The organism is Serratia sp. GW822-FHT06E05 (assembly GCF_058799445.1).
This window is the reverse complement of the sequence record NZ_JBXALM010000014.1, coordinates 24,263-49,507: the sequence shown is the minus strand read 5'-3', so window position 1 is coordinate 49,507 and position 25,245 is coordinate 24,263. Positions and strand designations below refer to the sequence as shown.

Annotated in this window: 25 protein-coding genes; 11 read left to right on the top strand and 14 right to left on the bottom strand. The window is 57.5% G+C overall.

Features of this window, described 5'->3' with window-relative positions; genetic code table 11:
* Nucleotides 1-3 precede the first annotated feature (3 nt).
* Entirely contained in the window at nt 4-906 is a 903-nt protein-coding gene (locus tag AC1RKC_RS23360; RefSeq protein WP_020827978.1) for a LysR family transcriptional regulator, read from the top strand.
* Here the strand turns inward: AC1RKC_RS23360 and eutC are convergent.
* Nucleotides 885-1,676 carry an ethanolamine ammonia-lyase subunit EutC gene (gene eutC, locus AC1RKC_RS23355; RefSeq protein WP_130015414.1) on the bottom strand — a complete coding sequence of 264 codons (792 nt, stop codon included), beginning with the start codon at nt 1,674-1,676 and terminating at the stop codon, nt 885-887. The two genes, AC1RKC_RS23360 and eutC, sit on opposite strands and share 22 nt — an antisense overlap.
* Nucleotides 1,673-3,058 (bottom strand): ethanolamine ammonia-lyase subunit EutB, encoded by a 1,386-nt coding sequence (locus AC1RKC_RS23350; protein WP_493092760.1) that lies wholly within the window; start codon nt 3,056-3,058, stop codon nt 1,673-1,675. Before AC1RKC_RS23350 ends, eutC begins: the two co-directional genes overlap by 4 nt.
* Nucleotides 3,059-3,270: 212 nt before the next feature.
* On the opposite strand from AC1RKC_RS23350, the gene AC1RKC_RS23345 reads away from it, so the two are divergent.
* Nucleotides 3,271-3,819, top strand: coding sequence for a nucleotidyltransferase family protein (locus tag AC1RKC_RS23345; protein WP_046372990.1), 549 nt, complete (start codon nt 3,271-3,273; stop codon nt 3,817-3,819).
* A gap of 59 nt (nt 3,820-3,878) precedes the next feature.
* Nucleotides 3,879-4,355 (top strand): FlxA-like family protein, encoded by a 477-nt coding sequence (locus AC1RKC_RS23340; RefSeq protein ID WP_261102463.1) that lies wholly within the window; start codon nt 3,879-3,881, stop codon nt 4,353-4,355.
* A gap of 1 nt (nt 4,356) precedes the next feature.
* Here AC1RKC_RS23340 and AC1RKC_RS23335 read toward each other — a convergent pair whose 3' ends face one another.
* Complete coding sequence (locus tag AC1RKC_RS23335) at nt 4,357-5,277, bottom strand: LysR family transcriptional regulator (RefSeq protein ID WP_046372988.1); 921 nt, start codon at nt 5,275-5,277, stop codon at nt 4,357-4,359.
* Nucleotides 5,278-5,373: 96 nt separating this feature from the next.
* Here AC1RKC_RS23335 and AC1RKC_RS23330 point away from each other — a divergent pair, with 96 nt between their 5' ends.
* On the top strand, nt 5,374-6,366 hold the full coding sequence (locus AC1RKC_RS23330; RefSeq protein WP_048760964.1) for a bile acid:sodium symporter family protein: 993 nt from the start codon (nt 5,374-5,376) through the stop codon (nt 6,364-6,366).
* 34 nt (nt 6,367-6,400) lie between these two features.
* Here the strand turns inward: AC1RKC_RS23330 and AC1RKC_RS23325 are convergent, their stop codons facing one another.
* From AC1RKC_RS23325 to zipA, 3 genes are all read right to left on the bottom strand, one after another.
* Nucleotides 6,401-6,616, bottom strand: a complete 216-nt coding sequence (locus AC1RKC_RS23325) for a DUF3820 family protein (protein WP_020827985.1) — start codon at nt 6,614-6,616, stop codon at nt 6,401-6,403.
* A complete protein-coding gene (gene ligA, locus AC1RKC_RS23320; protein WP_493092759.1) occupies nt 6,616-8,637 on the bottom strand; it encodes an NAD-dependent DNA ligase LigA in 2,022 nt (673 codons plus the stop codon). The genes AC1RKC_RS23325 and ligA overlap by 1 nt, the downstream gene beginning before the upstream one ends.
* Nucleotides 8,638-8,715: 78 nt before the next feature.
* The gene (gene zipA / locus AC1RKC_RS23315) at nt 8,716-9,714 is read right to left on the bottom strand and encodes a cell division protein ZipA (protein ID WP_020827987.1); all 999 of its coding nucleotides are present in this window, start codon (nt 9,712-9,714) and stop codon (nt 8,716-8,718) included.
* Nucleotides 9,715-9,935: 221 nt separating this feature from the next.
* On the opposite strand from zipA, the gene cysZ reads away from it, so the two are divergent.
* Together cysZ and cysK are read left to right on the top strand one after the other, a co-directional pair.
* The gene (gene cysZ / locus AC1RKC_RS23310) at nt 9,936-10,697 is read left to right on the top strand and encodes a sulfate transporter CysZ (RefSeq protein ID WP_020827988.1); all 762 of its coding nucleotides are present in this window, start codon (nt 9,936-9,938) and stop codon (nt 10,695-10,697) included.
* Between the two features lie 184 nt (nt 10,698-10,881).
* Nucleotides 10,882-11,850 (top strand): cysteine synthase A, encoded by a 969-nt coding sequence (gene cysK / locus AC1RKC_RS23305; RefSeq protein ID WP_044552772.1) that lies wholly within the window; start codon nt 10,882-10,884, stop codon nt 11,848-11,850.
* 138 nt (nt 11,851-11,988) lie between these two features.
* Here the strand turns inward: cysK and AC1RKC_RS23300 are convergent, their stop codons facing one another.
* A complete protein-coding gene (locus AC1RKC_RS23300) occupies nt 11,989-12,138 on the bottom strand; it encodes a hypothetical protein (protein WP_020827990.1) in 150 nt (49 codons plus the stop codon).
* Nucleotides 12,139-12,245: 107 nt separating this feature from the next.
* Between AC1RKC_RS23300 and ptsH the strand changes: the two genes are divergently transcribed.
* The 3 genes from ptsH to crr are packed head-to-tail and all read left to right on the top strand — an operon-like array spanning nt 12,246 to nt 14,836.
* A complete protein-coding gene (gene ptsH, locus AC1RKC_RS23295; RefSeq protein WP_004936458.1) occupies nt 12,246-12,503 on the top strand; it encodes a phosphocarrier protein Hpr in 258 nt (85 codons plus the stop codon).
* A 46-nt stretch (nt 12,504-12,549) separates the two neighbouring features.
* Entirely contained in the window at nt 12,550-14,277 is a 1,728-nt protein-coding gene (ptsI, locus tag AC1RKC_RS23290; RefSeq protein WP_020827991.1) for a phosphoenolpyruvate-protein phosphotransferase PtsI, read from the top strand.
* 49 nt (nt 14,278-14,326) lie between these two features.
* Entirely contained in the window at nt 14,327-14,836 is a 510-nt protein-coding gene (crr, locus tag AC1RKC_RS23285; protein ID WP_012146162.1) for a PTS glucose transporter subunit IIA, read from the top strand.
* Between the two features lie 260 nt (nt 14,837-15,096).
* Here the strand turns inward: crr and AC1RKC_RS23280 are convergent, their stop codons facing one another.
* Both AC1RKC_RS23280 and AC1RKC_RS23275 read right to left on the bottom strand, forming a co-directional pair.
* Nucleotides 15,097-16,413 (bottom strand): ATP-binding protein, encoded by a 1,317-nt coding sequence (locus AC1RKC_RS23280; protein ID WP_493092758.1) that lies wholly within the window; start codon nt 16,411-16,413, stop codon nt 15,097-15,099.
* A gap of 5 nt (nt 16,414-16,418) precedes the next feature.
* Nucleotides 16,419-17,099: a response regulator transcription factor gene (locus AC1RKC_RS23275; RefSeq protein ID WP_020827993.1), complete on the bottom strand. Its 681-nt coding sequence runs from the start codon at nt 17,097-17,099 to the stop codon at nt 16,419-16,421.
* A gap of 174 nt (nt 17,100-17,273) precedes the next feature.
* Between AC1RKC_RS23275 and AC1RKC_RS23270 the strand changes: the two genes are divergently transcribed.
* Together AC1RKC_RS23270 and AC1RKC_RS23265 are read left to right on the top strand one after the other, a co-directional pair.
* Nucleotides 17,274-18,467, top strand: coding sequence for an efflux RND transporter periplasmic adaptor subunit (locus tag AC1RKC_RS23270; RefSeq protein ID WP_493092757.1), 1,194 nt, complete (start codon nt 17,274-17,276; stop codon nt 18,465-18,467).
* 2 nt (nt 18,468-18,469) lie between these two features.
* Complete coding sequence (locus AC1RKC_RS23265; RefSeq protein WP_493092763.1) at nt 18,470-20,422, top strand: MacB family efflux pump subunit; 1,953 nt, start codon at nt 18,470-18,472, stop codon at nt 20,420-20,422.
* Nucleotides 20,423-20,425: 3 nt separating this feature from the next.
* Here the strand turns inward: AC1RKC_RS23265 and cysM are convergent, their stop codons facing one another.
* The 5 genes from cysM to AC1RKC_RS23240 form a co-directional block, all read right to left on the bottom strand.
* Nucleotides 20,426-21,307, bottom strand: a complete 882-nt coding sequence (gene cysM / locus AC1RKC_RS23260; protein ID WP_115060974.1) for a cysteine synthase CysM — start codon at nt 21,305-21,307, stop codon at nt 20,426-20,428.
* Nucleotides 21,308-21,391: 84 nt separating this feature from the next.
* Nucleotides 21,392-22,480, bottom strand: a complete 1,089-nt coding sequence (gene cysA / locus AC1RKC_RS23255) for a sulfate/thiosulfate ABC transporter ATP-binding protein CysA (protein WP_020827997.1) — start codon at nt 22,478-22,480, stop codon at nt 21,392-21,394.
* Nucleotides 22,470-23,345 (bottom strand): sulfate/thiosulfate ABC transporter permease CysW, encoded by an 876-nt coding sequence (gene cysW, locus AC1RKC_RS23250; RefSeq protein WP_020827998.1) that lies wholly within the window; start codon nt 23,343-23,345, stop codon nt 22,470-22,472. The genes cysA and cysW overlap by 11 nt, the downstream gene beginning before the upstream one ends.
* Nucleotides 23,345-24,175 (bottom strand): sulfate/thiosulfate ABC transporter permease CysT, encoded by an 831-nt coding sequence (cysT, locus tag AC1RKC_RS23245; RefSeq protein WP_020827999.1) that lies wholly within the window; start codon nt 24,173-24,175, stop codon nt 23,345-23,347. Before cysT ends, cysW begins: the two co-directional genes overlap by 1 nt.
* Complete coding sequence (locus AC1RKC_RS23240; RefSeq protein WP_020828000.1) at nt 24,175-25,197, bottom strand: sulfate ABC transporter substrate-binding protein; 1,023 nt, start codon at nt 25,195-25,197, stop codon at nt 24,175-24,177. Before AC1RKC_RS23240 ends, cysT begins: the two co-directional genes overlap by 1 nt.
* Between the last annotated feature and the right edge of the window lie 48 nt (nt 25,198-25,245).

Below are 25,245 nucleotides of genomic sequence, written 5' to 3'. Positions count from 1 at the left end.
AAGATGAATGACGCCCGCTATGTTGAACATCTGCCGATATTTCTCGAGGTCGCCCTGTTGGGCAGCTTCTCCGCCGCCGCTCGCAAGCTGGGAATGGTGCCTTCTTCGCTGGTACGCCACATTGATGCGCTGGAAAACGCGCTGGACGCCACGCTGTTTATCCGCTCTACGCGGGGTTTGATGCTGACGGATGCGGGCGAAAGGCTGCAGGCGCGAGCAAGTACGCTGCTGACGGATATCACCGACATCCGTGCCGAACTGGCTTCGTGGAACGATATGCCGCAAGGCACGCTGCGTATCAGTTGTCTGCCCACCTTCGGCAAAACCTATATCCTGCCGCTGTTACCGACGCTGGCCGAACGCTATCCGCAACTGTTTGTCGACCTGGATTTGACCGAACGCCAAACCGATCCGACCCAGGAACTGTTGGATGCCGCCATTCGTATCGGCGAGCAAAAAGACAGCGGGCTGTACGCCAGCCGCATCGCGACCCAGCGCTGGGTGATGTGCGCCAGCCCTGATTATATCGCTCGTTACGGACAGCCGGCCGACCTCAATGCATTGCCGCAGCATCGACTGATTGCCCGCTACCATAAGCAACAACCGGCCTGTTGGGCGCAGATCCTCAGCGTTCCTCTGATGAGCCGCTGCAGCATGGTGCTGCGCTGTGACGACTTTACCGCTCAACGCCAGGCGGCGCTGCTGGGGTTGGGGCTCACCTTTTTGCCCAACTGGGTGGTCGGGCCGGATATTCAGGCCGGCCGCTTGCTGCAGGTGCTGGAAGACCCGCGCCAGGAGCAACAGGGCATTTACCTGTTACGGCCGGTGGCGAAGGTATCCGCGCGGCTGAACCTGTTTATTACCCTGCTAAAACAAAGCATCGGTCAGCCGCCGAGCTGGGAGTAACGCGGGGAAACCTGTCCTTGCAGCGCCGGGTTGTCGCTTTCATCTTTCAGCTCCACCCCGGTCAGCCGACGCTGGAAAGCCTGCTCCAGCAGCCAGGCCAGTTTGAACGCCGCCTGCGGATAATCCAGCCCTTCCGGACGCACGTTGGAGATGCAGTTGCGCTCCGACTCACGCCGCCGGGTGTTCGGCCCCCAGGTAAGGTAGATACCAAGGCTGTCCGGCGACGATAAGCCCGGCCGCTCGCCGATCAACATCGCCACCGCTCTGGCCTGCAAACACTCGCCGATATCATCCCCCAGCGCGACCCGCGATTGGTGTGCCATTACCACAGGGGCAACCGAAAGCCCCAGTCCATCGAGATAAGGTCGCAGCGCCTGCAACAACGGTAGCGCCTGACGGTGCACCGCCTTGGAGGATAAACCGTCCGCCACCACCAGCAGCAGATCGGCCGGTTTTTCCGGCAGGCCCAGCAGCAGGCTGCGGCTGTCAGGAGCCAAACGCCGCCCGAGGTCCGGCCGACGGAGATAGGCGGTGCGATCGGCGGCCTGACTGTGCACCGTCAGGGTTTGCCAACCTTGCTCCTGCAATGTCCCGGCCAGCGTGTCGCTATCAAACGGCTGATGTACCGCATCACGCGCCTGCGCATGCGCCAGACCGAATTTAAGCAACTCCGCCGTAGGCAGGCTGGAGCCGGTACGCCCCAATGCAATGCGCGCATCGGTAAAGGCGCGCAGCGCGTCCCAACGGTTAACGTGCACCGGTTTGCTCATCGTTTCTCTCCCTGCAAGGCCAGTAGCAAAGGGTGATTGGCGGCGGTATCGCGCAGTTGACCCCGTTCATCGGTAATCTGCATTTTAGTCAGCCAGTCGGCAAACTCTGGTGCGTGCTTCAACCCCAGCAGCTCGCGGATATAGAGCGCGTCGTGGAATGAGGTGCTTTGATAATTGAGCATGATGTCGTCGGCACCCGGCACGCCAATCAGGAAAGTCAGCCCGGCGGTGGCCAACAGCGTCAGCAGCGTGTCCATGTCGTCCTGATCCACCTCCGCGTGATTGGTGTAACACACGTCGCACCCTAGCGGCAGACCGAGTAGCTTGCCGCAAAAATGATCCTCCAAGCCGGCGCGGATAATTTGTTTACCATCGTACAGATATTCCGGGCCGATAAAGCCGACCACGGTGTTGATCAACAACGGGGAGAAATGACGCGCCACCGCATAGGCGCGCGCTTCGCAGGTTTGCTGATCGACGCCATGATGTGCGTTGGACGACAAACAGCTGCCCTGCCCGGTTTCGAAATACATCACGTTATTGCCCAAAGTGCCACGGTTAAGGCTCAATGCCGCCTGCTGCGCTTCCGCCAGCAGCGCCAGATTGATGCCGAACCCCTGATTGGCCGCTTCGGTACCCGCGATCGACTGGAACACCAAATCCACAGGGACGCCACGCTCCATCAACCGTAGCGTATTGGTCACATGGGTCAGCACGCAGGATTGCGTCGGAATGGCGAAGCGCTGGATCACGTCGTCCAGCATGTAGTTGAGCTTTTCCAGCAGCGGCAGGCTATCGCTGGCCGGGTTGATGCCGACGACCGCATCCCCGCAACCATACAGCAGGCCGTCGAGCATGCTGGCGGCAATGCCCTGCAGACTGTCGGTAGGGTGATTCGGTTGCAATCGCACGCTGAGCCGCCCCGGCAGGCCGAGGGTATTGCGAAAACGCGTGATGACCCGGCACTTCTTCGCCACCAGGATCAGATCCTGATTGCGCATCAATTTACTCACTGCCGCCGCCATTTCCGGCGTAATGCCTGCTGCTACCCGTGCCAACATCGCGCTGTCCGCCTGCTCGCTCAAGAGCCAATCGCGGAAATCCCCCACCGTCAGGTGCGATATCGGCGCAAAGGCCAACGCATCGTGGCTATCGACAATCAGCCGTGTGACCTCGTCATGTTCATAAGGCACCAGCAGTTGCTGAAGAAAGGTTTTCAGCGGCACATCCGCCAACGCGATGCGCGCCGCCATGCGTTCTTCTGCGCTGTCCGCCGCCACCTCCGCCAGATAATCGCCGGAACGTGCCGGTGATGCCTTGGCCAACAACTGGCGTAAATCGTTGAAAAGGTAGCTGCGCCGGCTAAGCGTGGCCTGATACATAGCGCCCCCTGTTCTGCCCTGAATGGTCGGTGGAAGTTGCAAACCCTGTACCAAGTGTAGTCAGTGGGCGTGTGAAATTATTTTTTGCCGGAAATCAGCCTATTGTCCCCATATCTCGGGCTATCCACGCTGCAGTGGCGTGCACTAAAATCATGCACGGCATTCCGCCTGCGGTCGCTTCGGGTTACAGTAGCCGCAACTAAGGAGCGGTAATGAGTCTGCAGCAGAAAATTATCCAATGGTTACAGCAAGATAACGAAAGAATGATGGCATTGCGCACCGCGCGACGACTCGGGCTGAATGACTGGTGCCTGGGGGCCGGTTTTGTGCGCAATCTGGTGTGGGATCAGCGCCACGGTTACGCTACGCCAACGCCGCTCAACGACATCGACGTGATCCATTTCGACCCACAGCGCCCGGAAGCGGAACGTGACCACATGCTGGAAACGCGGCTGCAAGAGTGGCTGCCACAGCCCTGGTCGGTGAAAAACCAGGCGCGTATGCATTTGCGTAGCGGTCGAGCCCCTTATCGCAATAGCGAAGACGCCATCAGCTTTTGGACCGAGGTGGAAACAGCCGTGGGTGCACGCCTGAATGCAGATGACAGCATTACGCTGGTCGCGCCGTTCGGTCTCGAGGGGCTGTTTGCCGACACTATTACCTTCAATGCCAAAAACGGCGACCTCGATGCCTATGAACAGCGGGTTGTCGGCAAGGGCTGGTTACAACGCTGGCCGCGCCTGCGGCAAATTCGCGGGTAAAGTTTTTCCCCAGGCTGCCGATACCCTGAGTAGCCATATCAAGACTCAGGGAGAGCATTATGTCGATCAGCATTACCATGATTGTTCCGGTGAAAAATACCGTACCCGGCGTCAGCAACGTTTTTAGCGCCCCCGGTAATACAGGCCAGGTGCTGATGGCCAAGCCGGTACATCAGCAACCTGAAGGCGACAAGTCTAATGAAACCAAAGCGGCGGGCGGTAGCGACCGGATTAGCGTTTCCGACAGCAGCGCTTCAGCACGCATCAAAGTGCTGAACAAACAGATTCAGGCTCTGCAGCAAAAACTGGTGGATCTGAAAGATTCAGACAGCGATCCCAAAGAGATCGAAAAACAGAAACAGCTGATCCAGGCGCAGATCAAGATGCTGCAGGCCGAGATCGCGCGGATTCAAAAAGAAGAGATGGAAAAACAGCAGGCCGAGCAGATGGCCAAGGCCAATGAGAGCATTGTCCCTGCCAAGGGCGATGGCATCAACCGCCCGACGGCGGCCAACGCCGTGGACGTGTATATCTGACTCAGTAGTCCGCCTGTTGTCGGCGTTGGTGCTGCAACAATGCCGCCTGCTGGCCAACCACTTGCCAGATGGCTTCCGCCGCGGGTGTCAGCGAACGGTTTTTACGCCGCACCAGCATCAGCGCGCGGTTGATTTCCGGCATCAGCCGACGCACCTTTAATTGCCCTCCTTCCGGCAGCGGTAACGCCAGCGCAGGAAAAATACTGATGCCGATACCTGCCGCCACCATCGGGAACAACGTTGCCGGGTGGCCTATCTCTTGTACCACCTGCGCTTCCACGCCTTGCTGGCGCAACGCGCTGTCAATCAGCGGCCGGCTACCGGACGCATAGTCCTGCAATACCAGACGACTGCCGTTCAGCGCCGACCAGTGCACCTCGGCCAGCCCGGCGAAGGGGTGATCGTTACGGCACAGCAGCAGGAAGGGTTCGTGCAGGATGGGTTCGCAGTCCAGATCCACCGCCTGGACCGGATCCACCACGATGCCAAAATCCACTTCGGCGTTGCGAATGCTGTGCAGGACCTGTTGCTGGGCCTGATCGCGCAGCATAATGCGAATATCCGGATACTGCTTTTCCCCTGCCGCAATGCACTGCGGCATCAGGTGTGCGGAGATGGTTTGGCTGGACGCCACCCGTACCGTACCGCTGCGCTGCACGCCGAAGCTGCGCGCATCCAGCAATGACGACTGCAGCTCATCCAGCAAGCGCTCAACGCGGTTGGCCAGCCGCTGCCCGGCGTCGGTCAGCACCACTTCGCGAGTGGTGCGATCGAGCAGGCGAACGCCGACCTCCGCTTCCAGCTCTTTCACGCTGTGGCTGACCGCCGACTGCGTCAGACCAATGGCCTCACCGGCCCGGCTGAAGCTGCGGTGGCGGGCAATGGCGACAAACACCTTGAGCTGCTTAATCGAGTAATTCATGTTTTTTATTCATAAATTAATTAAATAAATCAATTTAATTATTATATCCCGCCGCGCGACAATGGGCGCATTGATTTTTCATCCGAGTACGCCGCCATGAGATTCTTGCCCGATCGCTTTACCCTGACGTTGATCGCCACCGTGCTGCTGGCTTCGTTCCTGCCTGCGCGCGGCGAGTTCGTCGGCTGGCTGAATGCACTGACCATCGCCGCCATCGCCCTGCTGTTCTTTATGCACGGCGCCAAGCTGTCGCGCGAAGCCATTCTGGCTGGCAGCAACAACTGGCGGCTGCATCTGTGGGTGATGTTCAGCACCTTCATTATTTTCCCGGCGCTGGGCGTGCTGTTTAAATGGTGGTCGCCGGTCAACGTCAGCCCCGAGCTGTATTCCGGCTTTATTTATCTGTGCATTCTGCCCGCCACCGTGCAATCGGCCATCGCCTTTACTTCGCTGGCAGGCGGCAACGTGGCGGCGGCGGTATGCAGCGCTTCAGCGTCAAGCCTGTTGGGGATTTTCGTTTCGCCGCTGCTTGTGGGGCTGCTGATGAACGTTCACGGTGAAACCGGCAGCCTGCAGCAGGTGGGTTCCATCGTCCTGCAGCTGTTAGTGCCCTTTGTGGCCGGTCACCTGTCGCGCCCGCTGATTGGCAAATGGATTGAACGCAACCGCAAGCTGATTGGCAAGACCGATCAGACTTCGATCCTGTTGGTGGTTTACGCGGCCTTCAGCGAAGCCGTCACCCACGGTATCTGGCATCAGGTCGGGTTGGGTTCGCTGGTGTTTATCATCGTCGGCAGCCTGGTGCTGCTGACGATCGTGCTGGTGGTGAACACTTACATGGCGCGCTGGCTGGGCTTTAGTAAAGCCGATGAGATCACCATCGTGTTCTGCGGCTCGAAGAAAAGCCTGGCGAACGGTATCCCGATGGCCAATATCCTGTTCCCGGCCGCTACCGTGGGGATTATGGTGCTGCCGCTGATGGTGTTCCACCAGGTACAGCTGATGACCTGCGCCGTGCTGGCGCGGCGCTATCAAAAGAAACAGCAGGAAAAACAGGCGGTGCCAAACGCCGAAACGGCGCGGGGATAATCAAACGGGCGCGACGATTGCCGCGCCCGACTACTCAACTTTTCTTCAGCGGCTTGACCAGGTGGTCGAGCCCTTCGATTTTAATCGCCAGCGTCATTTCCATCAGCATGCCGAGTTTGCCGTTCGGGAACTCCCCCTTGCGAGCAAACCACAGCAGGTACTCCTCGGGCAGGTCAATCAGCACCCGCCCCTGGTATTTGCCGAACGGCATCACGGTGTTGGCGATTTCCAGCAGGTTTTCTTTTTCCATCAGGCACCCAACAGGCGGATCATTTCCGCTTCGTCGATCACCGCAATGCCCAGTTCTTGCGCCTTCACCAGCTTGGAACCGGCGGCTTCCCCGGCAATCACCAAATCGGTTTTCTTCGAGACGCTGCCGCTGACCTTGGCGCCCAATGCCGTCAGGCGATCTTTGGCCTCATCGCGTGAAAGCTGGCTCAACGAGCCCGTCAGCACCACGGTTTTACCGGCAAACGGGCTGTCGATTTCGTCTGCCACTATCACCACCGGCGCCGGCCAGTTGATGCCTATTTCGTCGCTGATCAGTTCATTGATAACCTTCTGGTTAAGCTCCTCGTCCAGGAAATGCCGCGTGTGTTTCGCCACCACTTCACCGACGTCCGGCACTTCTTTTAAAGCCTCGATGTCAGCCGCAAACAGCTTCTCCAGCGTGCCAAAATGCGCGGCCAGATTGGCGGCCGTGGCTTCACCGACCTCACGGATGCCCAACGCATACAGGAAACGGGCGAAGGTGGTTTGCTTGGACTTCTCCAGCGCGTTGACCAGATTCTGCGCTGATTTCGGCCCCATGCGATCCAACCCGGTGAGAATGCCGGCGGACAGGCGGAACAGATCGGCCGGGTTCTTGACGTACTCTTTTTCCACCAGCTGTTCGATGATTTTGTCACCCATGCCGTCGACGTCCAACGCTCTGCGGGAAACGAAATGCTTCAGTGCTTCTTTACGCTGTGCGGCGCAAATGAGCCCGCCGGTGCAGCGTGCCACCGCTTCGCCTTCGACTCTTTCGACATCGGAACCGCATACCGGACAGTGTTGCGGGAATACAACTTCACGCGCGTCTGCAGGGCGGCGATCGGTCATCACCCCAACCACCTGCGGGATCACGTCACCCGCGCGGCGCACGATCACCGTGTCGCCAATGCGCAGGCCCAAACGTTCAATTTCGTCGGCATTGTGCAGCGTGGCGTTGCTGACAATCACCCCGGCAACCAGCACCGGCTCCAGGCGCGCCACGGGAGTAATCGCCCCGGTACGACCAACCTGGAATTCCACCTCGCGCACCAGGGTAATCTGTTCCTGCGCCGGGAATTTGAACGCCGTTGCCCAACGTGGCGCACGCGCCACAAAGCCGAGCGTTTCTTGCAGATCGATATCGTCGATCTTCACCACCACGCCGTCGATATCAAAGCCGAGCTGCGCACGGTCTTGCTCAACCTGACGATAGAATGCCAATACCTCGTCACTGCCGGTACAACATTTGGCGCGATCGCTAACCGGCAAGCCCCACGCTTTGAACTGCATCAGCCGCTGCCAGTGGCTGCGCGGCAATTCGCCCCCTTCCAGCAGGCCAACGCCATAGCAGAAGAAGGTCAGTGGACGCTTGGCGGTGATGCGTGGATCAAGCTGACGGATCGACCCGGCGGCGGCGTTACGCGGATTGGCAAAGATTTTGCCGTCTTTGCGACGCGCCTCTTCGTTCATCTGCTCGAAACCGGCCTGCGGCATAAAGACTTCGCCACGCACTTCCAGCCGACGCGGGATGTTGTCACCGGTCAGACGCAGCGGAATGGCGCGGATGGTACGCACGTTGGAGGTAATGTTTTCACCGGTGGTGCCGTCGCCGCGCGTGGCAGCGCGCACCAGCTCGCCGTCTTCGTACAGCAAACTGACCGCCAGGCCGTCCAGTTTCAGTTCACAGCAGAAGGTCAGCGGCTCGCTGCTCTTCAGGCGATCCTGCACCCGCTTGTAGAACGCCAGGAAGCTCTCTTCGTCAAAAACGTTGTCCAATGACAGCATCGGCACTTCATGGCGTACCTGATCGAACGCCGCCAAAGGAGCCGCGCCCACGCGCTGGGTGGGAGAGTCGGCGGTGATCAACTCAGGATGTGCGCTTTCCAGGTCGCGCAGTTCACGCATCAGGCGATCGTATTCCGCATCCGGCACTTCCGGCGCGTCGAGCACATGATATTGATATTCGTGATGGCGCAGTGAGGTTCGTAGTTGATTGATTTGTTGGATTATCGATTCCATGGCTCACCATCAAAGATAAAAAACCCCCGGCAGGCGGGGGCTTTGTTGTTACGGATGTTCAGTGCGCGTAGCAGCCGTTTAGTCGTTGTTATCCAACACTTCACGAATGCGCGCTTTGTAGGTTTCCAGCTTCTGCGGGGTCATCATGCGGCGCTCGTCGTCCAGCACCACACCACCCACGTCGTCGGCGATCCGCTGTGCCGACTGCAGCATCAGCTTGAAGTTCTGATTAGCGTCGCCATACGACGGCACCATCATGAACATCGATACGCCCGGCGTCGAGAAATCGGACATCATCTCAGGATCAAAGGACCCTGGTTTAACCATATTCGCCAGGCTAAACAGCACAGGACCGCTGCCTGCCGGACTGATATGGCGATGGAAGATGCCCATTTCGCCAAACTGGAAGCCCGCCTGCAGCACGCTCTGCAGCAGAACTTCGCCGCCGATTACGCCACCCTGATGTGCGGTAACGTGCAGCACCAGTACGGTTTCTTTCAGTTTTGCCGGTTTGACGGCAGCAGGTGCAGGCTGAGGCTCGTGCACCACCGCTGGCTTCTCTTCCGGCTGTGGCTGATGAGCAGGTTCGGCGTGGAACGCCGGCTCCGCTGCATGCGCCACTGGCGGCAGATCGTCAACGCGCGGTTCACGGCGCGGCGCAGGCTGCTGCGGCTCGTCGTCTTCATCCTGCGCGTAGTTGTCCAGCAGGATGTCATCATAATCCGGTCGCTGAGACAGCGGTGGCGGAGACTGATGAGCAGCCGGTTGAACGGCACGCGGTGCTGGCTCAGCCGCCGGAGCGGGCTTGGGCGCAACCACGGGTTCTTCGCGAGCGGCATCAAAATGACCAAAGGACGGCTCATCTTGCGGGTGAGCGGAGCGTACACGCACCTCTCCCACGCCTTCATCGAGATCGTCGATCGGGGATTGTTCACGTTCCTTTTTGGAACGTTTGGCTGGGCGATCGCGAAAAAGCGATGAGCGTTCCTTACGACTGGTCCAAAGACCGTGCAATAACAACGCTATTATGGCGATCGCGCCAACAACGATTAATATCAGACGCAAATCCTGCATCATTGCTATCTCTGTTGTTCCAATACATTGCCACCGCGGCAAACATTCACTCTTTAACTCTATTTGCCCAAGCACACAAGTGCAAGTCCGTGCTGAACTTTATGCCAATAAAGATGATTATTCTGCCTTTTTTTGCTGTTTTTTCAGCCAATGTCACCCTAGCCAGTAGAAAATCATCCCGATATGATAGCGATGCCTGTTCAGACAAAGAGATAACTTAAGATATGTCCTATTCGCAGTCACCTTCTCACTCCACCAGCGGCCTTCATTATTTTGCCGAAGGCTGGCGCCTGATTTCACGCCCGGGGATTAAACGCTATGTCGTCTTGCCGTTACTGGTCAACGTGCTGTTGATGGGATCCGCCTTCTGGTGGCTGTTCAGTCAGCTTGGTGACTGGATCCCCAGCATGATGAGCCATGTGCCGACCTGGTTGCAGTGGCTAAGCTACGTTTTGTGGCCGCTGGCGGTGATCTCCGTCCTGTTGGTGTTCAGCTATCTGTTCAGCACCATTACCAACCTGATTGCCGCCCCGTTCTGTGGCTTGCTGGCCGAACAGTTGGAAGGCAGCCTGACCGGCAAACCGCTGCCTGATACCGGCATTTTTGGCATTGTGAAAGATCTGCCGCGCATTATGGCGCGCGAATGGCGCAAGCTGGCCTACTACCTGCCGCGCGCGCTGGTGCTGTTGATACTCTATTTCATCCCGGGCATCGGCCAAACGGTGGCGCCGGTGCTGTGGTTCCTGTTCAGCGCCTGGATGTTGGCCATCCAGTATTGCGACTACCCGTTCGATAACCATAAGGTAAGCTTCGCCGATATGCGTCGCGCGCTGCGCCAGCATAAAACCGACAACCTGCAGTTTGGCGCCATGGTCAGCCTGTTCACCATGATCCCCATCCTTAATCTGGTGATCCTGCCGGTCGCGGTTTGCGGTGCCACCGCCATGTGGGTCGATCGTTATCGCCCACAATTCGTCCGTTCCTGAGCCGTTTTATTGGCCGCATTACGATTAATTCTTCGACAGGGCGCGCAATTTGCGCCCTTATCCTTGTGCTTAAAACTTATTTCCTAATAACATATAGATATACCAATTCTTTACTTCCCTGCCGGTACTGTTAGCGTATGCTTTCGACGTTCCCCACATTTTTCATAGAGTTAAAGGACGGGCTATGAGCAAGATATATGAAGACAACTCATTAACAATCGGCCATACGCCGCTGGTTCGTCTGAACCGTATCGGCAACGGACGCATTCTGGCCAAGGTTGAATCACGCAACCCCAGCTTTAGCGTTAAATGCCGCATCGGTGCCAATATGATTTGGGACGCAGAAAAACGTGGCATTTTGGTCGCCGGTAAAGAACTGGTGGAGCCGACCAGCGGCAACACCGGCATCGCGCTGGCGTTTGTCGCCGCGGCGCGTGGCTACAAGCTGACGCTGACCATGCCGGAAACCATGAGCATCGAACGCCGCAAGCTGCTTAAAGCGCTGGGCGCCAACCTGGTGCTGACCGAAGGCGCAAAAGGCATGAAGGGCGCGATCGCCAAGGCGGAAGAAATCGTCGCCACCGATCCGAACCGCTACATTATCCTGCAGCAGTTCAGCAACCCGGCTAACCCGGCGATCCACGAACAAACTACCGGCCCGGAAATCTGGGACGACACCGATGGCGAAGTTGACGTATTCATCTCCGGCGTCGGTACCGGCGGCACGCTGACCGGTGTCAGCCGCTACATCAAAAACACTAAGGGCAAGGCGATCACCACCGTGGCGGTGGAGCCAACCGATTCACCGGTCATCACCCAGGCGCTGGCGGGTGAAGAAATCAAACCGGGCCCGCACAAAATTCAGGGCATCGGCGCAGGCTTTATCCCCGGCAACCTGGATCTCGATCTGGTGGACCGCGTGGAACAAATCACCAACGACGAGGCCATCAGCATGGCGCGCCGCCTGATGGACGAAGAAGGCATCTTGGCGGGCATTTCCTCCGGTGCCGCGGTAGCCGCAGCGGTGAAATTGGCCGAAGAACCGGCGTTCGCCGACAAAACCATCGTGGTGATTTTGCCGTCTTCCGGCGAACGTTATTTGAGCACCGCCCTGTTCGCCGATTTGTTCACCGAGCAAGAATTGCAACAGTAGTGCCAGCCGCGCATAAATCGCTAAAAAAGCACCTTTCGGGGTGCTTTTTTGTGGGCTGGATCAAAGTTTATAGCAGTCAAAGATTGATTTTACCCGTCAGCTTTAGTATTTAACGGTGCATTATTTCGATGCGCAAAATTAATCGCCCTTCATTTCTTGTTTAGGCTGAATCGATTTACTCATTTGTCGCTGATGCGTTAAACACGGCATAATGAAGCGCGGATTGAAACGACGGCGGAAGCCAAATTTTTTGATCTGAAGTGCCAAACTCGTCGTTTTCTGTTGCATCAATGCTCGCCCCTGTACCATAGTCAGGCGCTAACCAGACAAGCTAAAGTCATACCCTTGGGCTAAACTTTAGCTCCACGACACACCAATAAGTTGGGGAAACATCAATGTTCCAGCAAGAAGTTACTATTACCGCTCCGAATGGTCTGCACACTCGCCCTGCCGCTCAGTTCGTTAAAGAAGCCAAAGGCTTCACTTCTGACATCACCGTGACCTCTAACGGGAAAAGCGCCAGCGCCAAAAGCCTGTTCAAACTGCAAACTCTGGGGCTGACTCAAGGGACCGTAGTGACCATCTCCGCTGAAGGTGAAGACGAGCAGAAAGCCGTTGAGCACTTGGTAAAACTGATGGCAGAGCTTGAGTAATCGGCCCGTCTTCTTAGTTAACACCAGTCAAGAGTAAGGTAGGGTTATGATTTCAGGCATTTTAGTATCACCGGGTATCGCTTTTGGTAAGGCTCTCCTACTGAAAGAAGATGAAATTGTCATCAACCGGAAGAAAATCTCTGCAGATGATGTAGAGCAGGAAGTCTCACGTTTTCTTGCCGGCCGCGCCAAAGCGTCCGAGCAGTTGGAAGCGATCAAGACCAAAGCTGGCGAAACCTTCGGCGAAGAGAAAGAAGCTATCTTCGAAGGCCACATCATGCTGTTGGAAGACGAAGAGCTTGAGCAGGAAATCATAGCCCTAATCAAAGATGAGTTGGCTTCTGCAGACGCTGCGGCCTACACCATCATCGAAGGCCAGGCGAAAGCACTGGAAGAACTCGACGATGAATACCTGAAAGAGCGTGCGGCTGACGTACGCGACATCGGTAAACGCCTGCTGCAGAATATTCTGGGCCTGGCTATCGTCGATCTGAGCGCCATCCAGGACGAAGTTATCCTGGTCGCTACCGATTTGACCCCGTCTGAGACCGCACAGTTGAACCTGGACAAAGTGCTGGGCTTCATTACCGATCTCGGCGGCCGGACTTCCCACACCTCCATCATGGCTCGCTCCCTGGAATTGCCGGCAATCGTAGGCACCAGCGACGTGACCAAGCAGGTGAAGAACGACGACTATCTGATTCTGGATGCGGTTAACAACAAAATTTACGTTAACCCGACCGCTGACGTTATCGATCAGCTGAAAGCCGAACAGAACCAGTACGTCACCGAGAAAAACGATCTGGCCAAGCTGAAAGATCTGCCGGCGATTACGCTGGACGGTCATCAGGTTGAAGTCTGTGCCAACATCGGTACCGTGCGCGACGTCGCCGGTGCAGAGCGCAACGGCGCAGAAGGTGTTGGCCTGTATCGTACCGAATTCCTGTTCATGGACCGCGATTCACTGCCGACTGAAGACGAGCAGTTCCAGGCTTACAAAGCCGTTGCGGAAGCCATGGGCTCACAGGCCGTGATCGTCCGTACCATGGACATCGGCGGCGACAAAGACCTGCCGTACATGAACCTGCCGAAAGAAGAGAACCCGTTCCTCGGCTGGCGCGCGATTCGTATCGCCATGGACCGCAGAGAAATCCTGCACGCGCAACTGCGCGCCATCCTGCGCGCTTCCGCGTTCGGCAAACTGCGCATCATGTTCCCGATGATCATTTCCGTGGAAGAAGTCCGCGATCTGAAAGGTGAAATCGAGACGCTTAAGGCGCAGCTGCGTGAAGAATCCAAGGCCTTTGACGAGACCATTGAAGTGGGCGTAATGGTGGAAACACCGGCCGCGGCAGTGATTGCTCATCACCTGGCGAAAGAAGTCGACTTCTTTAGTATTGGGACAAACGATCTAACCCAGTATACTCTGGCGGTAGATCGCGGCAATGAGCTGATTTCTCATCTCTATAACCCGATGTCCCCATCAGTGCTTGGCCTGATCAAACAGGTTATTGATGCATCTCATGCAGAAGGCAAGTGGACCGGTATGTGCGGTGAACTGGCTGGCGATGAGCGTGCTACACTGTTGTTATTGGGCATGGGGCTGGATGAGTTCAGCATGAGTGCGATTTCAATCCCGCGCATCAAGAAAATTATTCGTAATACTAATTTCGAAGATGTGAAGGCGTTGGCAGCGCAAGCCTTGGCACAGCCAACGGCGCAAGATCTGATGAATTGCGTGAATAAATTCATCGAAGAAAAGACGCTCTGCTAAACTTCCACGACACTGGAACGCCGCCCAATTTAATGCTTAGGAGAAGATCATGGGTTTGTTCGATAAACTGAAATCTCTGGTTTCTGATGACAAGAAAGACACGGGCACTATCGAGATCGTAGCTCCACTTTCTGGCGAAATCGTTAATATCGAAGATGTGCCTGACGTAGTATTTGCTGAAAAAATCGTTGGCGACGGTATTGCCATCAAACCTACCGGCAACAAAATGGTTGCCCCGGTTGACGGTACTATCGGTAAAATTTTCGAAACCAACCATGCTTTCTCTATCGAATCCGACAGCGGCATCGAGCTGTTTGTCCACTTCGGTATCGACACCGTTGAACTGAAAGGCGAAGGCTTCAAACGCATCGCTGAAGAAGGCCAGCGCGTCAAGAAAGGTGACGTCGTTATCGAGTTCAACCTGGCCCTGCTGGAAGAGAAAGCCAAGTCTATCCTGACGCCGGTGGTTATCTCCAACATGGACGAGATCAAAGAGCTGATCAAACTGACCGGTAACGTAACCGTTGGTGAGACCCCAATCATCCGCATCAAGAAGTAATTGCGAATGAAATAAGAACGGCGCCCTTGGCGCCGTTTTTTTATGTCACCAGGCTGAACCAGTACGTACTGCACGTACGCTCCGAGGCATTTTCAAACTGCATGCGCCGATAACGCCTATTGCACAACTGAGAATACCCAACGAATTTCGAATTGCAGCCAGGCGGTAAGCGGGTGAATCCCCAGGAGCTTACTCAAGTAAGTGACTGGTGTGCGCACAAGCAGCCAACAACGCGGCGGTTCTAAAGGCGAAGGGTATTATTACTGCCAACGCGGAATGCGCAGAGTAATCACCAATCCTTCCTGTTCGCCGTTGCGCGCCTCAACCTGTCCGCCATGTGCCAGCACCACCTTGCGGGTGATCGCCAGTCCCAGTCCGTAACCCTTGCCCGACATCGCCGATTTTACCCTGACGAACGGATCAAAGATGCTGGAAAGCTTCGTCTCTTCCACCCCAGGCCCCTGATCGCTGACCTCTATTTGGAACAGTTGGTCGATTCGCGTCAACACCACCGTCACCCGCTGACCATGGCTGGAGAAACGTAACGCGTTGCGCACGATATTATCCACCGCGCGCCGCATCAGCTCGGCATTGCCCTTAACGGTGTACTCCACGTCCGAACTGGCCTGCAGCACAATCTCGACGCCAGGGATTTGCGCTTCGTAACGCGCGTCGCTCACTACCGCATCCACCAGCCCGTACAGATCGAAATACTCTTCGTCCGGCAGACTGTTGCTCTCGGCACGTGACAGCGCCAACAGTTCGCCAATCATTTTATCCAGCCGCCCCGCTTCATGCTCAATGCGTTGCAGCGAGCTCTCGACGTTGCCTGCATTTTGCCGCGCCAGGCCAATGGCCAACTGCAACCGGGCTAACGGTGAACGAAGCTCGTGCGAAACGTCGTGCAGCAACTGTTCGCGGGCGCTGACCAACAGCTCCAGCCGTTCGGCCATGCTGTCAAAATCGCGCGCTACCTCGGACAGTTCATCATGCCGCCGGCGCATCGCCGGGAACAAACGCACCGATAAGTCGCCCTGGGCTACGCGGTCAAAACCATCGCGCAGCTTACGCATCGGCCGGGTCAGGTTCCAGGCCAGCACCGTACTGAACAGCAGCCCCGCCAGCCCCCCCACCCAAAGCATCGGCATAGGGATATTGAACACGTGCGGACGCCGGTTCGGGCTATATTCTTCCCGCAGGGCCCGCATGTCGTAACTCAACAGATAGCCCGTGCCACCCGAATCTTTCACCCACGCAGTCACCTCCTTTAACCTGCGGCGCCCCTCAAATACCGGTTCCTCCGCTGCAGGCGGCTGCGCCATCGGCGTTACGGACAGCAAGCGTCGGTCATCATCCGACCAGTCTTTCAGCATGGCATTCAATGCCGGCAGTCCGCCCTCGCGCAATTGGGTGGCGGCCGAAGTCAGTTGCAGCGTAACCGCACGCCGGGCCATCGCGTTTTCCGGCGGCTCATAGCGATCGCCATACAAAGAAAAAGCGACCCACAGCGCCTGGGTCATGATGATAAAGGTCAGCCAGAAACCGAGCAGGATTTTCCAGAATAGTCTTCCGCGCATGGCCATTACCGAATGCGGTAGCCGATGCTGCGCACCGTTTCAATGCTGAGCGCGTTATCCGTCAACGCCCCCAACTTCTGGCGAATGTTGCTGATGTGAACGTCAACGCTGCGGTCATAGGCTTCGCGCGGGCGCCCTAACCCTTTTTCCGATAGCTCGTCTTTTGATACCACGCGTTCAGGCGCGCGCAGCAACAGCTCCAGCAAGTTGAATTCGGAAGCGGTCAGATCGAAAGGTTTACCGCGCCATTCGCTGCTGCGGGTCGATGGATTGAGGGTCAGCTCACCGAAGTTAATGGCAATTTCGTCGTCCACTTCTTCCGGGCGCTCGTCGAAACGACGCAGCACCGCACGCAGGCGCGCTACCAGTTCGCGGGGATAGCATGGCTTGGGCATGTAGTCGTCGGCCCCCATCTCCAACCCGATGACCCGGTCGATATTGTCGCCTTTGGCCGTCAGCATAATGATTGGCATACGGCTCTTTTTACGCACGTCGCGCAGCACGTCGATGCCGCTCATGTCCGGCAGCATGATGTCGAGGATCATTGCGGTGTAATCGCCAGACAGCGCGCCTTCCACGCCCGCTTTGCCGGTCAACACCAGCGTGGCATTGAAACCTTCGCCAGTCAGATATTCACTCAGCATGGTGCCGAGCTCGAGGTCATCATCGACCAATAAAATTTTCATGCCTTACTCCTTCGCGGATTTTCGTCATTTTCACGCCTATTTGCCTGCTTCGCAGCCGGTTTTACTCAATCCTTACATATTCCTGAATGCCACTTAACCGCAGCCCGGCCGACGGCGCGTTAAATTAGTGCCAACAGATTTTCGCCACGCTTTATGCCAGGGAAGCTTCTCCTCATGCCATCGTTTCAACGCTTAAAACGCTATCTGCCGCCCACTGTTATTGTGGCCGCTATCGCCCTATTTCTCTACTTCCGATCCCACGACGCTACAGAAACGCCCCGGTATATCACAGCGGTAGCACAAACCCGTGACCTGGAACAAACGGTGTTGGCCGACGGTACGATAGAAGCGCAAAAACAGGTTAGCGTCGGCGCTCAGGTATCGGGCCAGATTAAGGCCCTGTACGTGTCGCTGGGCGACAAAGTGCATAAAGGCCAGCGAGTGGCTGAGATTGATGACTTAACCCAGCAGAACGCCCTGAGGGACGCGGAAGCGGCATTGAAGAACGTTCAGGCACAGCGCGCGTCCAAAATGGCGGCGCTGCACAACAATCAACTGGTTTATCAGCGCCAGCAGACCATAGTGGCGCGTGGCGTCGGGGTCCGCGCAGATTTGGACAGCGCTCAGGCCACGTTGATTGCCACCCGCGCCGATATCAACGCGCTGGATGCGCAGATCATTCAGGCGCAAATCGCGGTCAACACCGCGCAGGTTAACCTCGGTTACACCAAAATCACCTCGCCGATCGACGGCACCATCGTCGCGTTACCGGTCGAAGAAGGCCAAACGGTGAACGCCGTCCAAAGCGCCCCCACCATCGTCAAAGTCGCTCAGTTGGCGACCATGACTGTCGAAGCGCAAATATCCGAAGCCGATGTGGTCAAGGTGAAAACCGGCATGCCGGTCTATTTCACCATCCTCGGCGAACCGGGCAAGCGTTATAGCACCCAGCTGCGGGCCATAGAACCGGCACCAGACTCGATCAACGACGAAACCACTTCGACCAGCACCAGCACGTCCAGCAACACTTCCAGCTCCAGCACCGCAATTTACTACAACGGCCTGTTTGATGTGGCAAACCCGGACGGCGCGCTGCGCATCTCAATGACTGCGCAGGTGTATATCGTGTTGGCCAAAGCGGAAAATGCAGTGGTGATCCCGGCTACCGCGCTGGAAGGCGACTGGGTACAGGTGGTGGATAAGCAGGGCAATATCGCCCGCCGTCCGGTCAAGGTCGGTATCAATAATAACGTCGACGCACAGATTATCAGCGGCGTGTTGGCCGGTGAGAAAGTGATCGTCAGCCAGGCCAATGCCACGAGCCAAAGCCCCGCCCGTCGTATGGGCCCGCCACCGATGGGGATGTGATGATGACCCCACAACCCCTACTGCAACTGCACGATATCAGCCGCCGTTTTCAGGCCGGTGACCAAAACGTCACCGTGCTCAAGGAGATCAATCTCAGCATTGCCCAAGGCGAGATGGTGGCCATCGTGGGCGCCTCCGGCTCGGGTAAATCAACCTTGATGAACATTCTCGGCTGCCTCGATCGCCCAAGCGAAGGGGATTATCAGGTGGCCGGCCGCAGTACCGCACGGCTGGATCGCGACAGCCTGGCCGAACTGCGCCGCGAACATTTCGGTTTTATCTTCCAACGCTATCATTTGCTGGGAGATCTTAGCGCCCACGGCAACGTGGAAGTCCCTGCGGTGTATGCCGGCCATGCCCGCAGCGCACGCCAACAACACGCCGCAGATCTGCTGCAAAGGCTCGGCCTGGCGCAACGGTTGAATTATCGTCCCAGCCAGCTCTCCGGTGGCCAGCAGCAACGCGTCAGTATCGCTCGCGCATTGATGAACGGTGGCGAGGTAATCTTGGCAGACGAACCCACCGGCGCGCTGGACAGCCACAGCGGGCAAGAAGTGATGAGCATCCTGAAAGACCTGCACGCTCGCGGCCATACGGTGGTGATTGTCACTCACGATATGCAGGTTGCCGAACATGCTCAGCGCATCATTGAGCTTAGCGACGGCGAGATTGTCGCCGACCGACGGAAAACAACGCCCCACACCGTGGCACGCCTACCGATATCGCTGGATAACGCCGTCAGCCGCTGGCAATCGCAACGCGATCGCCTGTACGAGGCATTCAAAATGGCGCTGCTGGCGATGGCCTCCCAACGCCTGCGCACCCTGCTGACCATGCTCGGCATTATCATCGGTATCGCCTCGGTGGTATCGGTGGTGGCGCTGGGCAAAGGCTCTCAGCAGCAGGTGCTGGCCAACATCAACGCCATGGGCACCAGCACGCTGGAGGTCTATCCGGGCAAAGATTTCGGCGATATGCGTTCTGCTGCAGTACAGACGCTGCGGGCCACCGACGCCGATGCGCTGGCGCAGCAGGGCTACGTGCACAGCGTCACGCCGACCGTTTCAAGCAGCACCACCTTCCGCTATGGCAATCAGTCGGTCAGCGGCACGGTCAATGGCGTCGGTGAGCAGTATTTTCTGGTGCGCGGTTACAGCATCGACAGCGGCATGGCGTTTAACCGCCATAGCGTCGACCAGTTGATGCAGGAAGCGGTGATTGACGAAAACACCCGCAACAAACTGTTTCCTCACGGCGCCAACCCGCTTGGCGAAGTGATCCTGCTCGGCTCGCTGCCGTGTCGCATTATCGGCGTCGCCGCCAAAAAACAGAGCGGTTTCGGCAGCGACGAGAATCTGAACGTCTGGATCCCCTACACCACTGCCATGAAACGCATGCTGGGCCAGAGCTACCTGAAAAGCATCACCGTGCGGGTGAACGACGATATCGATCTCACCAGCGCCGAAGACGGCGTCACCCGTCTGCTGAGCCAGCGCCATGGCGGCAAGGACTTCTTTGTGATGAATACCGACAGCATTCGCCAAACCATTGAGAAAACCACCGCCACCCTGACGCTGCTGGTGTCGATGATCGCATTGATTTCTCTGGTGGTGGGTGGCATTGGGGTAATGAATATCATGCTGGTGTCGGTGACCGAACGCACCCGCGAAATCGGCGTGCGTATGGCGGTCGGTGCCCGCGCCAGCGACATCATGCAACAATTTTTAATTGAGGCGGTACTGGTGTGCCTGCTGGGCGGCACATTGGGGGTTCTGCTGTCGCTGGGGATTGGCGTGGTGTTCAGTCAATTCAGCGACAATTTCACGATGGTGTATTCCACCGAGTCCATTATCGCCGCGTTTATCTGTTCGACGCTGATCGGGGTGATTTTTGGCTTCTTCCCGGCAAGACGCGCTGCCGGGATGGATCCGATACATGCGTTGGAAAGGGAGTAACCCTCAACCGAAAACGCCGGTGGAGAGGTAGCGATCGCCGCGATCGCAGATGATCGCCACAATCACGCTGCCCGGGTTCGCCGCTGCGATCCGCAACGCACCGGCTACCGCACCGCCGGAGCTGACGCCGCAGAAAATGCCTTCGCGCTGCGCCAGCTGACGCATGGTCTGCTCGGCGTCGGTTTGCTCGATATCCAATACCTGATCCACCAGATCCGGGCGGAAAATACCCGGCAGATAGGCCGGTGCCCAGCGGCGAATACCGGGAATATTGCTGCCTTCCGCCGGTTGCAGGCCAATGATCTGCACCTGCGAATTTTGGCTCTTCAGGTAGCCTCCCACCCCGGTAATGGTGCCGGTGGTGCCCATGCTGGAGACGAAATGGGTGACCCGCTGCTGGCTCTGCTGCCAGATTTCCGGGCCGGTGGTGGTGAAGTGGGCGTAGGGATTGTCCAGATTGTTGAACTGATCCAGCACCTTGCCCTGCCCCTGATTCTGCATGTCCAACGCCAGGTCACGCGCCCCTTCCATGCCCACTTCCCGGCTGACCAGGATCAGCTCGGCCCCGTAGGCGCGCATCGCCGCCTGGCGTTCCAGACTCATGTTTTCCGGCATCAGCAGCGTCAAAGCGTAGCCTTTCAACGCCGCGATCATCGCCAGCGCAATGCCGGTATTGCCGCTGGTGGCCTCAATCAGCCGGTCACCGGGTTTAATCTCACCGCGCAATTCCGCCTGCTGGATCATCGCCAGCGCGGCGCGGTCCTTCACCGAGCCCGCCGGATTATTGCCTTCCAGCTTGACCCAAACCTCGCTGCCCAGTCCTGCGGCCAGACGTTGTAATTTTACCAGCGGGGTATTGCCGATGCATTGTTCGAGCGTTGTCACGTGCTTTGCCTGTGTGTTGAAGTGCGTAATGTAAAAAGGCAACCCCAGGGTTGCCTTTAAAATGATGTTGGGAGGTAAAAACTATCAGGCGCTTTTAGCTAACGCAACTGGTTGTAGCAGCCGATCGCCAGCGTACAGGCGCGCATTCAGGCTGCCGACGTAATAACGGCCACCGCGAACCGGCGGCTCGTTGCCGTCAGGCAACACCACGCTGATAGGTTCCTGGTGCCAACCGATCGGCTGAACGGTCATCTGCCAGAAGTGGCCACGCGGGCTAACCTCCAGCACCTGCACCGGCAACGGGCAGCGTTCGCTGCTCTCGGTGCCCACTTCCATCTCCCAAGGCCGCAGGAACAGATCCACGCTGCCCTGATGCATCGGCTGGAACGACAGTGGCCACTGGTGCGCACCGACGAACAGCTGCGAGCCGCGGATTTCGCCGCTCAGGCGGTTCACTTCGCCCATGAACTCCAGCACAAAGCGGCTGGCCGGTTCGCGGACAATTTCTTCCGGCGAACCTACCTGCTCAATATTGCCCTGGCTCATCACCACGATGCGGTCGGCCACTTCCATCGCCTCTTCCTGATCGTGGGTGACGAATACGCTGGTAAACTTCAGCTCTTCATGCAACTGACGCAACCAACGGCGCAGTTCTTTACGCACCTGGGCATCCAGCGCACCAAAAGGTTCGTCCAGCAGCAGAATCTGCGGCTCTACAGCCAGTGCACGAGCCAAAGCTACGCGTTGCTTCTGGCCGCCGGAAAGCTGTGAGGGATAGCGGTTGGCCAAATGACCCAGCTGCACCATCTCCAGCAGTTGGGTCACTTTTTGTTTGATCGCCGCGGCATTCGGGCGCTCACGACGCGGCAGCACGCTCAGGCCAAAGGCAATGTTGTCGAACACCGTCATATGGCGGAACAGCGCGTAATGCTGGAACACGAAACCCACCCGGCGATCGCGCGCATGCACATGGCTGACGTCGGTGCCGTGGAAGCCCAGCTTGCCGCCGCTCTGGTTTTCCAGCCCGGCGATAATGCGCAGCAGCGTGGTTTTGCCGGAGCCCGACGGCCCCAACAACGCCACCATCTCACCGGAGGCAATATCGAGCGAGATATCGTTCAATACCTTGGTACGACCGAAGAACTTGTTGATACCGTTAATCTCAATGCTCATGACTTTCCTCCCGCTCGAGACGTGCATTCTGACGTTCCAGACGCCATTGCAGGCCACTCTTCAAAAATAGGGTCACTATCGCCATCAGGGTCAGTAACCCGGCGGCGGTAAAGGAGCCAACAGTGTTGTAATCCTGTTGCAATAACTCGACCTGCAGCGGCAGGCTAAAGGTCTCGCCGCGAATAGAACCGGACACCACCGACACCGCGCCGAATTCGCCAATGGCGCGCGCGTTGGTCAGCACCACGCCGTACAGCAGCGCCCAGCGAATGTTCGGCAACGTCACCCGGCGGAACATCTGCCAGCCGGAAGCGCCCAGTAAAATGGCGGCCTCGTCTTCCTGGCTACCCTGGCTCAGCATCATCGGCACCAGCTCACGCACCACGAACGGACAGGTCACGAAAATGGTCACCAACACCATGCCCGGCCAGGAAAACATGATCTGGATATTGTGCGCATCCAGCCAACCGCCCAGCAGGCCATTGCTGCCGTAAAACAGCAGGTAAATCAGCCCCGCCACCACCGGTGAAACGGCAAACGGGATGTCGATCAACGTCAGCAGCAGCTGGCGGCCCGGGAAAGTGAACCGCGTCACCAGCCAGGCCAGCAAGGTGCCGAACACCAGGTTGAACGGCACGGTAATCAGGGCAATCAGCACCGTCAGCCAGATAGCGTGCAACATGTCGCGATCGACCAGGTTGCTCCACATCGCGCCAGCGCCCTTGGAAAAGGCTTCGGCGAAAATCGAAATGATCGGCACCACCAGCAGCAATACCGAAAACAGCACGCCGATACCGATCAGCGTCCACTTGCCCCAATTGACGCGCGGGCGTTCGACGCCGTTGAACTCAGAGATATCCGCCATCAGTGCCCCCCGATGCGTCGGCCAAAGCGGCTTTGCAGAACGTTAATGCTGAACAGCAACAGCAGCGAAGCCGCCAGGATCACCGAGGCAATCGCACTGGCCGCCGGATAATCGAACTCCTGCAGACGAACGAAAATCATCAGCGAGGTCACTTCCGTCTTCCAGGCGATGTTGCCGGCGATGAAAATCACCGCACCAAACTCGCCCAGGCTGCGGGTAAAGGAAATGGCCGTACCGGCCAGCAGCGCCGGTGCCAGCTCCGGCATCACCACGCGGCGAAAACTCTGCCAGCGGGTTGCGCCCAGGGTCTCTGCGGCCTCTTCATATTCGGGCCCCAGCTCTTCCAGCACCGGTTGAACGGTACGCACCACGAAGGGCAAGCTGGTGAAGGCCATCGCCACCGCGATACCGAGCCAGGTGAACGTCACCTTGATGTCAAAATGCGCCAACCATTGGCCATACCACCCGGTGGTGGAGAACAGCCCCGCCAGCGTCAAACCAGCCACCGCCGTCGGCAGCGCAAACGGCAGGTCGATCAGGCCGTCCAGCAGCGTGCGCCCCGGAAAACGATAGCGAGTCAGGATCCAGGCCATCAGCATGCCGAACACCGCGTTGAACAAGCTGGCGACGCCCGCCGCCAGCAACGTGACCTTATAGGCGGCAACCACCTGCGGGTTGGAAACCACTTCCCAATATTGCGCCAGGCTCATCTGCGCCAGCTGCATCACCAGTGCGCTGAGCGGCAGCAGCAGGATCAGGCAAGTGTAAAACAGGCTGCTTCCCAGACTGAGACCAAACCCAGGCAGAACCCGTTTGCTGGACAACAACATTACTTATGCCCTGCCGCTAACAGTTGATCCAACTCGCCACCGGTAGAGAAATGCGTCTTCATCACCTGTGGCCAGCCACCAAACTGATCTTCTACACGGAACAGTTTGGTCTGCGGGAACTGGCCCTTCGCGGCCGCCATCGCCTGCTTGTCATACACGCGATAGTAGAAGCTGGTGATCACCTGCTGCGCAGCCGGGCTGTAGAGGTAATTCAAATAATCTTTGGCGGCCTGTTCAGTGCCGTTTCTTTCCACGTTTTTGTCGACCCAGGCGACCGGGAACTCCGCCAGAATATCGACCGGCGGCACGATCACCTGATACTTGTCTTCGCCATACTGCTTGCGGATATTGTTCACTTCCGACTCAAAACTGATCAGCACGTCACCCAGGCCGCGTTCCACAAAGGTAGTGGTCGCACCGCGACCGCCGGTGTCAAACACCAGCACGTTTTTCAGGAAACGGGTCATAAAGGCACGGGTTTTGGCCTGATCGTTGCCGTCAGCCTGGCTGGCGGCTCCCCAGGCAGCCAGATAGGTATAACGGCCGTTGCCGGAGGTTTTCGGGTTCGGGAACACCAGCTTCACATCGTCGCGCACCAAATCGTTCCAGCTATGGATGCCTTTTGGGTTGTCCTTGCGCACCAGGAAAGCCATGGTGGAATAGAAAGGGGAGCTGTTGTTCGGTAAACGAGCCTGCCAGTCAGCCGGGATCAGTTGGCCGCGATCGTGCAGGATCTGCACATCGGTCACCTGGTTGTAGGTCACGACGTCGGCACGTAACCCCTGCAATATGGCTAGCGCCTGCTTGGAAGAGCCGGCGTGAGATTGTTTGATGGTCAGCTTGTCGCCCGGATGCTGCTGGTTCCACTGCTGTTCAAAACCCGGGTTCAGCGCGGTAAACAACTCACGGGAAACGTCATAGGAGCTGTTCAGCAGCTCAGCGGCCGAAACGGTACCGCTGGCTAACAGCGCCGCCGCCAACCATCCTTTCAGCATGAAATTTTTAACCCGTGTTTGTTTCATTGTGCACCTTATAGCTGAATCAATCCGCCGGGCTTTCGCCCTGATGTT

Bases quoted from the DNA above. Each gene is read 5' to 3' on its own strand.
- cysZ (WP_020827988.1), top strand. From the start codon at position 9,936: ATGTCCTATTCGCAGTCACCTTCTCACTCCACCAGCGGCCTTCATTAT.
- cysT (WP_020827999.1), bottom strand. From the start codon at position 24,175: ATGTTGTTGTCCAGCAAACGGGTTCTGCCTGGGTTTGGTCTCAGTCTG.
- AC1RKC_RS23275 (WP_020827993.1), bottom strand. From the start codon at position 17,099: ATGAAAATTTTATTGGTCGATGATGACCTCGAGCTCGGCACCATGCTG.
- cysK (WP_044552772.1), top strand. From the start codon at position 10,882: ATGAGCAAGATATATGAAGACAACTCATTAACAATCGGCCATACGCCG.
- AC1RKC_RS23240 (WP_020828000.1), bottom strand. From the start codon at position 25,197: ATGAAACAAACACGGGTTAAAAATTTCATGCTGAAAGGATGGTTGGCG.
- AC1RKC_RS23325 (WP_020827985.1), bottom strand. From the start codon at position 6,616: ATGGAAAAAGAAAACCTGCTGGAAATCGCCAACACCGTGATGCCGTTC.
- crr (WP_012146162.1), top strand. From the start codon at position 14,327: ATGGGTTTGTTCGATAAACTGAAATCTCTGGTTTCTGATGACAAGAAA.
- cysA (WP_020827997.1), bottom strand. From the start codon at position 22,480: ATGAGCATTGAGATTAACGGTATCAACAAGTTCTTCGGTCGTACCAAG.
- AC1RKC_RS23330 (WP_048760964.1), top strand. From the start codon at position 5,374: ATGAGATTCTTGCCCGATCGCTTTACCCTGACGTTGATCGCCACCGTG.
- AC1RKC_RS23340 (WP_261102463.1), top strand. From the start codon at position 3,879: ATGTCGATCAGCATTACCATGATTGTTCCGGTGAAAAATACCGTACCC.
- ptsH (WP_004936458.1), top strand. From the start codon at position 12,246: ATGTTCCAGCAAGAAGTTACTATTACCGCTCCGAATGGTCTGCACACT.
- cysW (WP_020827998.1), bottom strand. From the start codon at position 23,345: ATGGCGGATATCTCTGAGTTCAACGGCGTCGAACGCCCGCGCGTCAAT.
- AC1RKC_RS23360 (WP_020827978.1), top strand. From the start codon at position 4: ATGAATGACGCCCGCTATGTTGAACATCTGCCGATATTTCTCGAGGTC.
- AC1RKC_RS23265 (WP_493092763.1), top strand. From the start codon at position 18,470: ATGACCCCACAACCCCTACTGCAACTGCACGATATCAGCCGCCGTTTT.
- AC1RKC_RS23270 (WP_493092757.1), top strand. From the start codon at position 17,274: ATGCCATCGTTTCAACGCTTAAAACGCTATCTGCCGCCCACTGTTATT.
- AC1RKC_RS23300 (WP_020827990.1), bottom strand. From the start codon at position 12,138: ATGCAACAGAAAACGACGAGTTTGGCACTTCAGATCAAAAAATTTGGC.
- ptsI (WP_020827991.1), top strand. From the start codon at position 12,550: ATGATTTCAGGCATTTTAGTATCACCGGGTATCGCTTTTGGTAAGGCT.
- zipA (WP_020827987.1), bottom strand. From the start codon at position 9,714: ATGATGCAGGATTTGCGTCTGATATTAATCGTTGTTGGCGCGATCGCC.
- eutC (WP_130015414.1), bottom strand. From the start codon at position 1,676: ATGAGCAAACCGGTGCACGTTAACCGTTGGGACGCGCTGCGCGCCTTT.
- AC1RKC_RS23345 (WP_046372990.1), top strand. From the start codon at position 3,271: ATGAGTCTGCAGCAGAAAATTATCCAATGGTTACAGCAAGATAACGAA.
- ligA (WP_493092759.1), bottom strand. From the start codon at position 8,637: ATGGAATCGATAATCCAACAAATCAATCAACTACGAACCTCACTGCGC.
- AC1RKC_RS23280 (WP_493092758.1), bottom strand. From the start codon at position 16,413: ATGCGCGGAAGACTATTCTGGAAAATCCTGCTCGGTTTCTGGCTGACC.
- AC1RKC_RS23335 (WP_046372988.1), bottom strand. From the start codon at position 5,277: ATGAATTACTCGATTAAGCAGCTCAAGGTGTTTGTCGCCATTGCCCGC.
- AC1RKC_RS23350 (WP_493092760.1), bottom strand. From the start codon at position 3,058: ATGTATCAGGCCACGCTTAGCCGGCGCAGCTACCTTTTCAACGATTTA.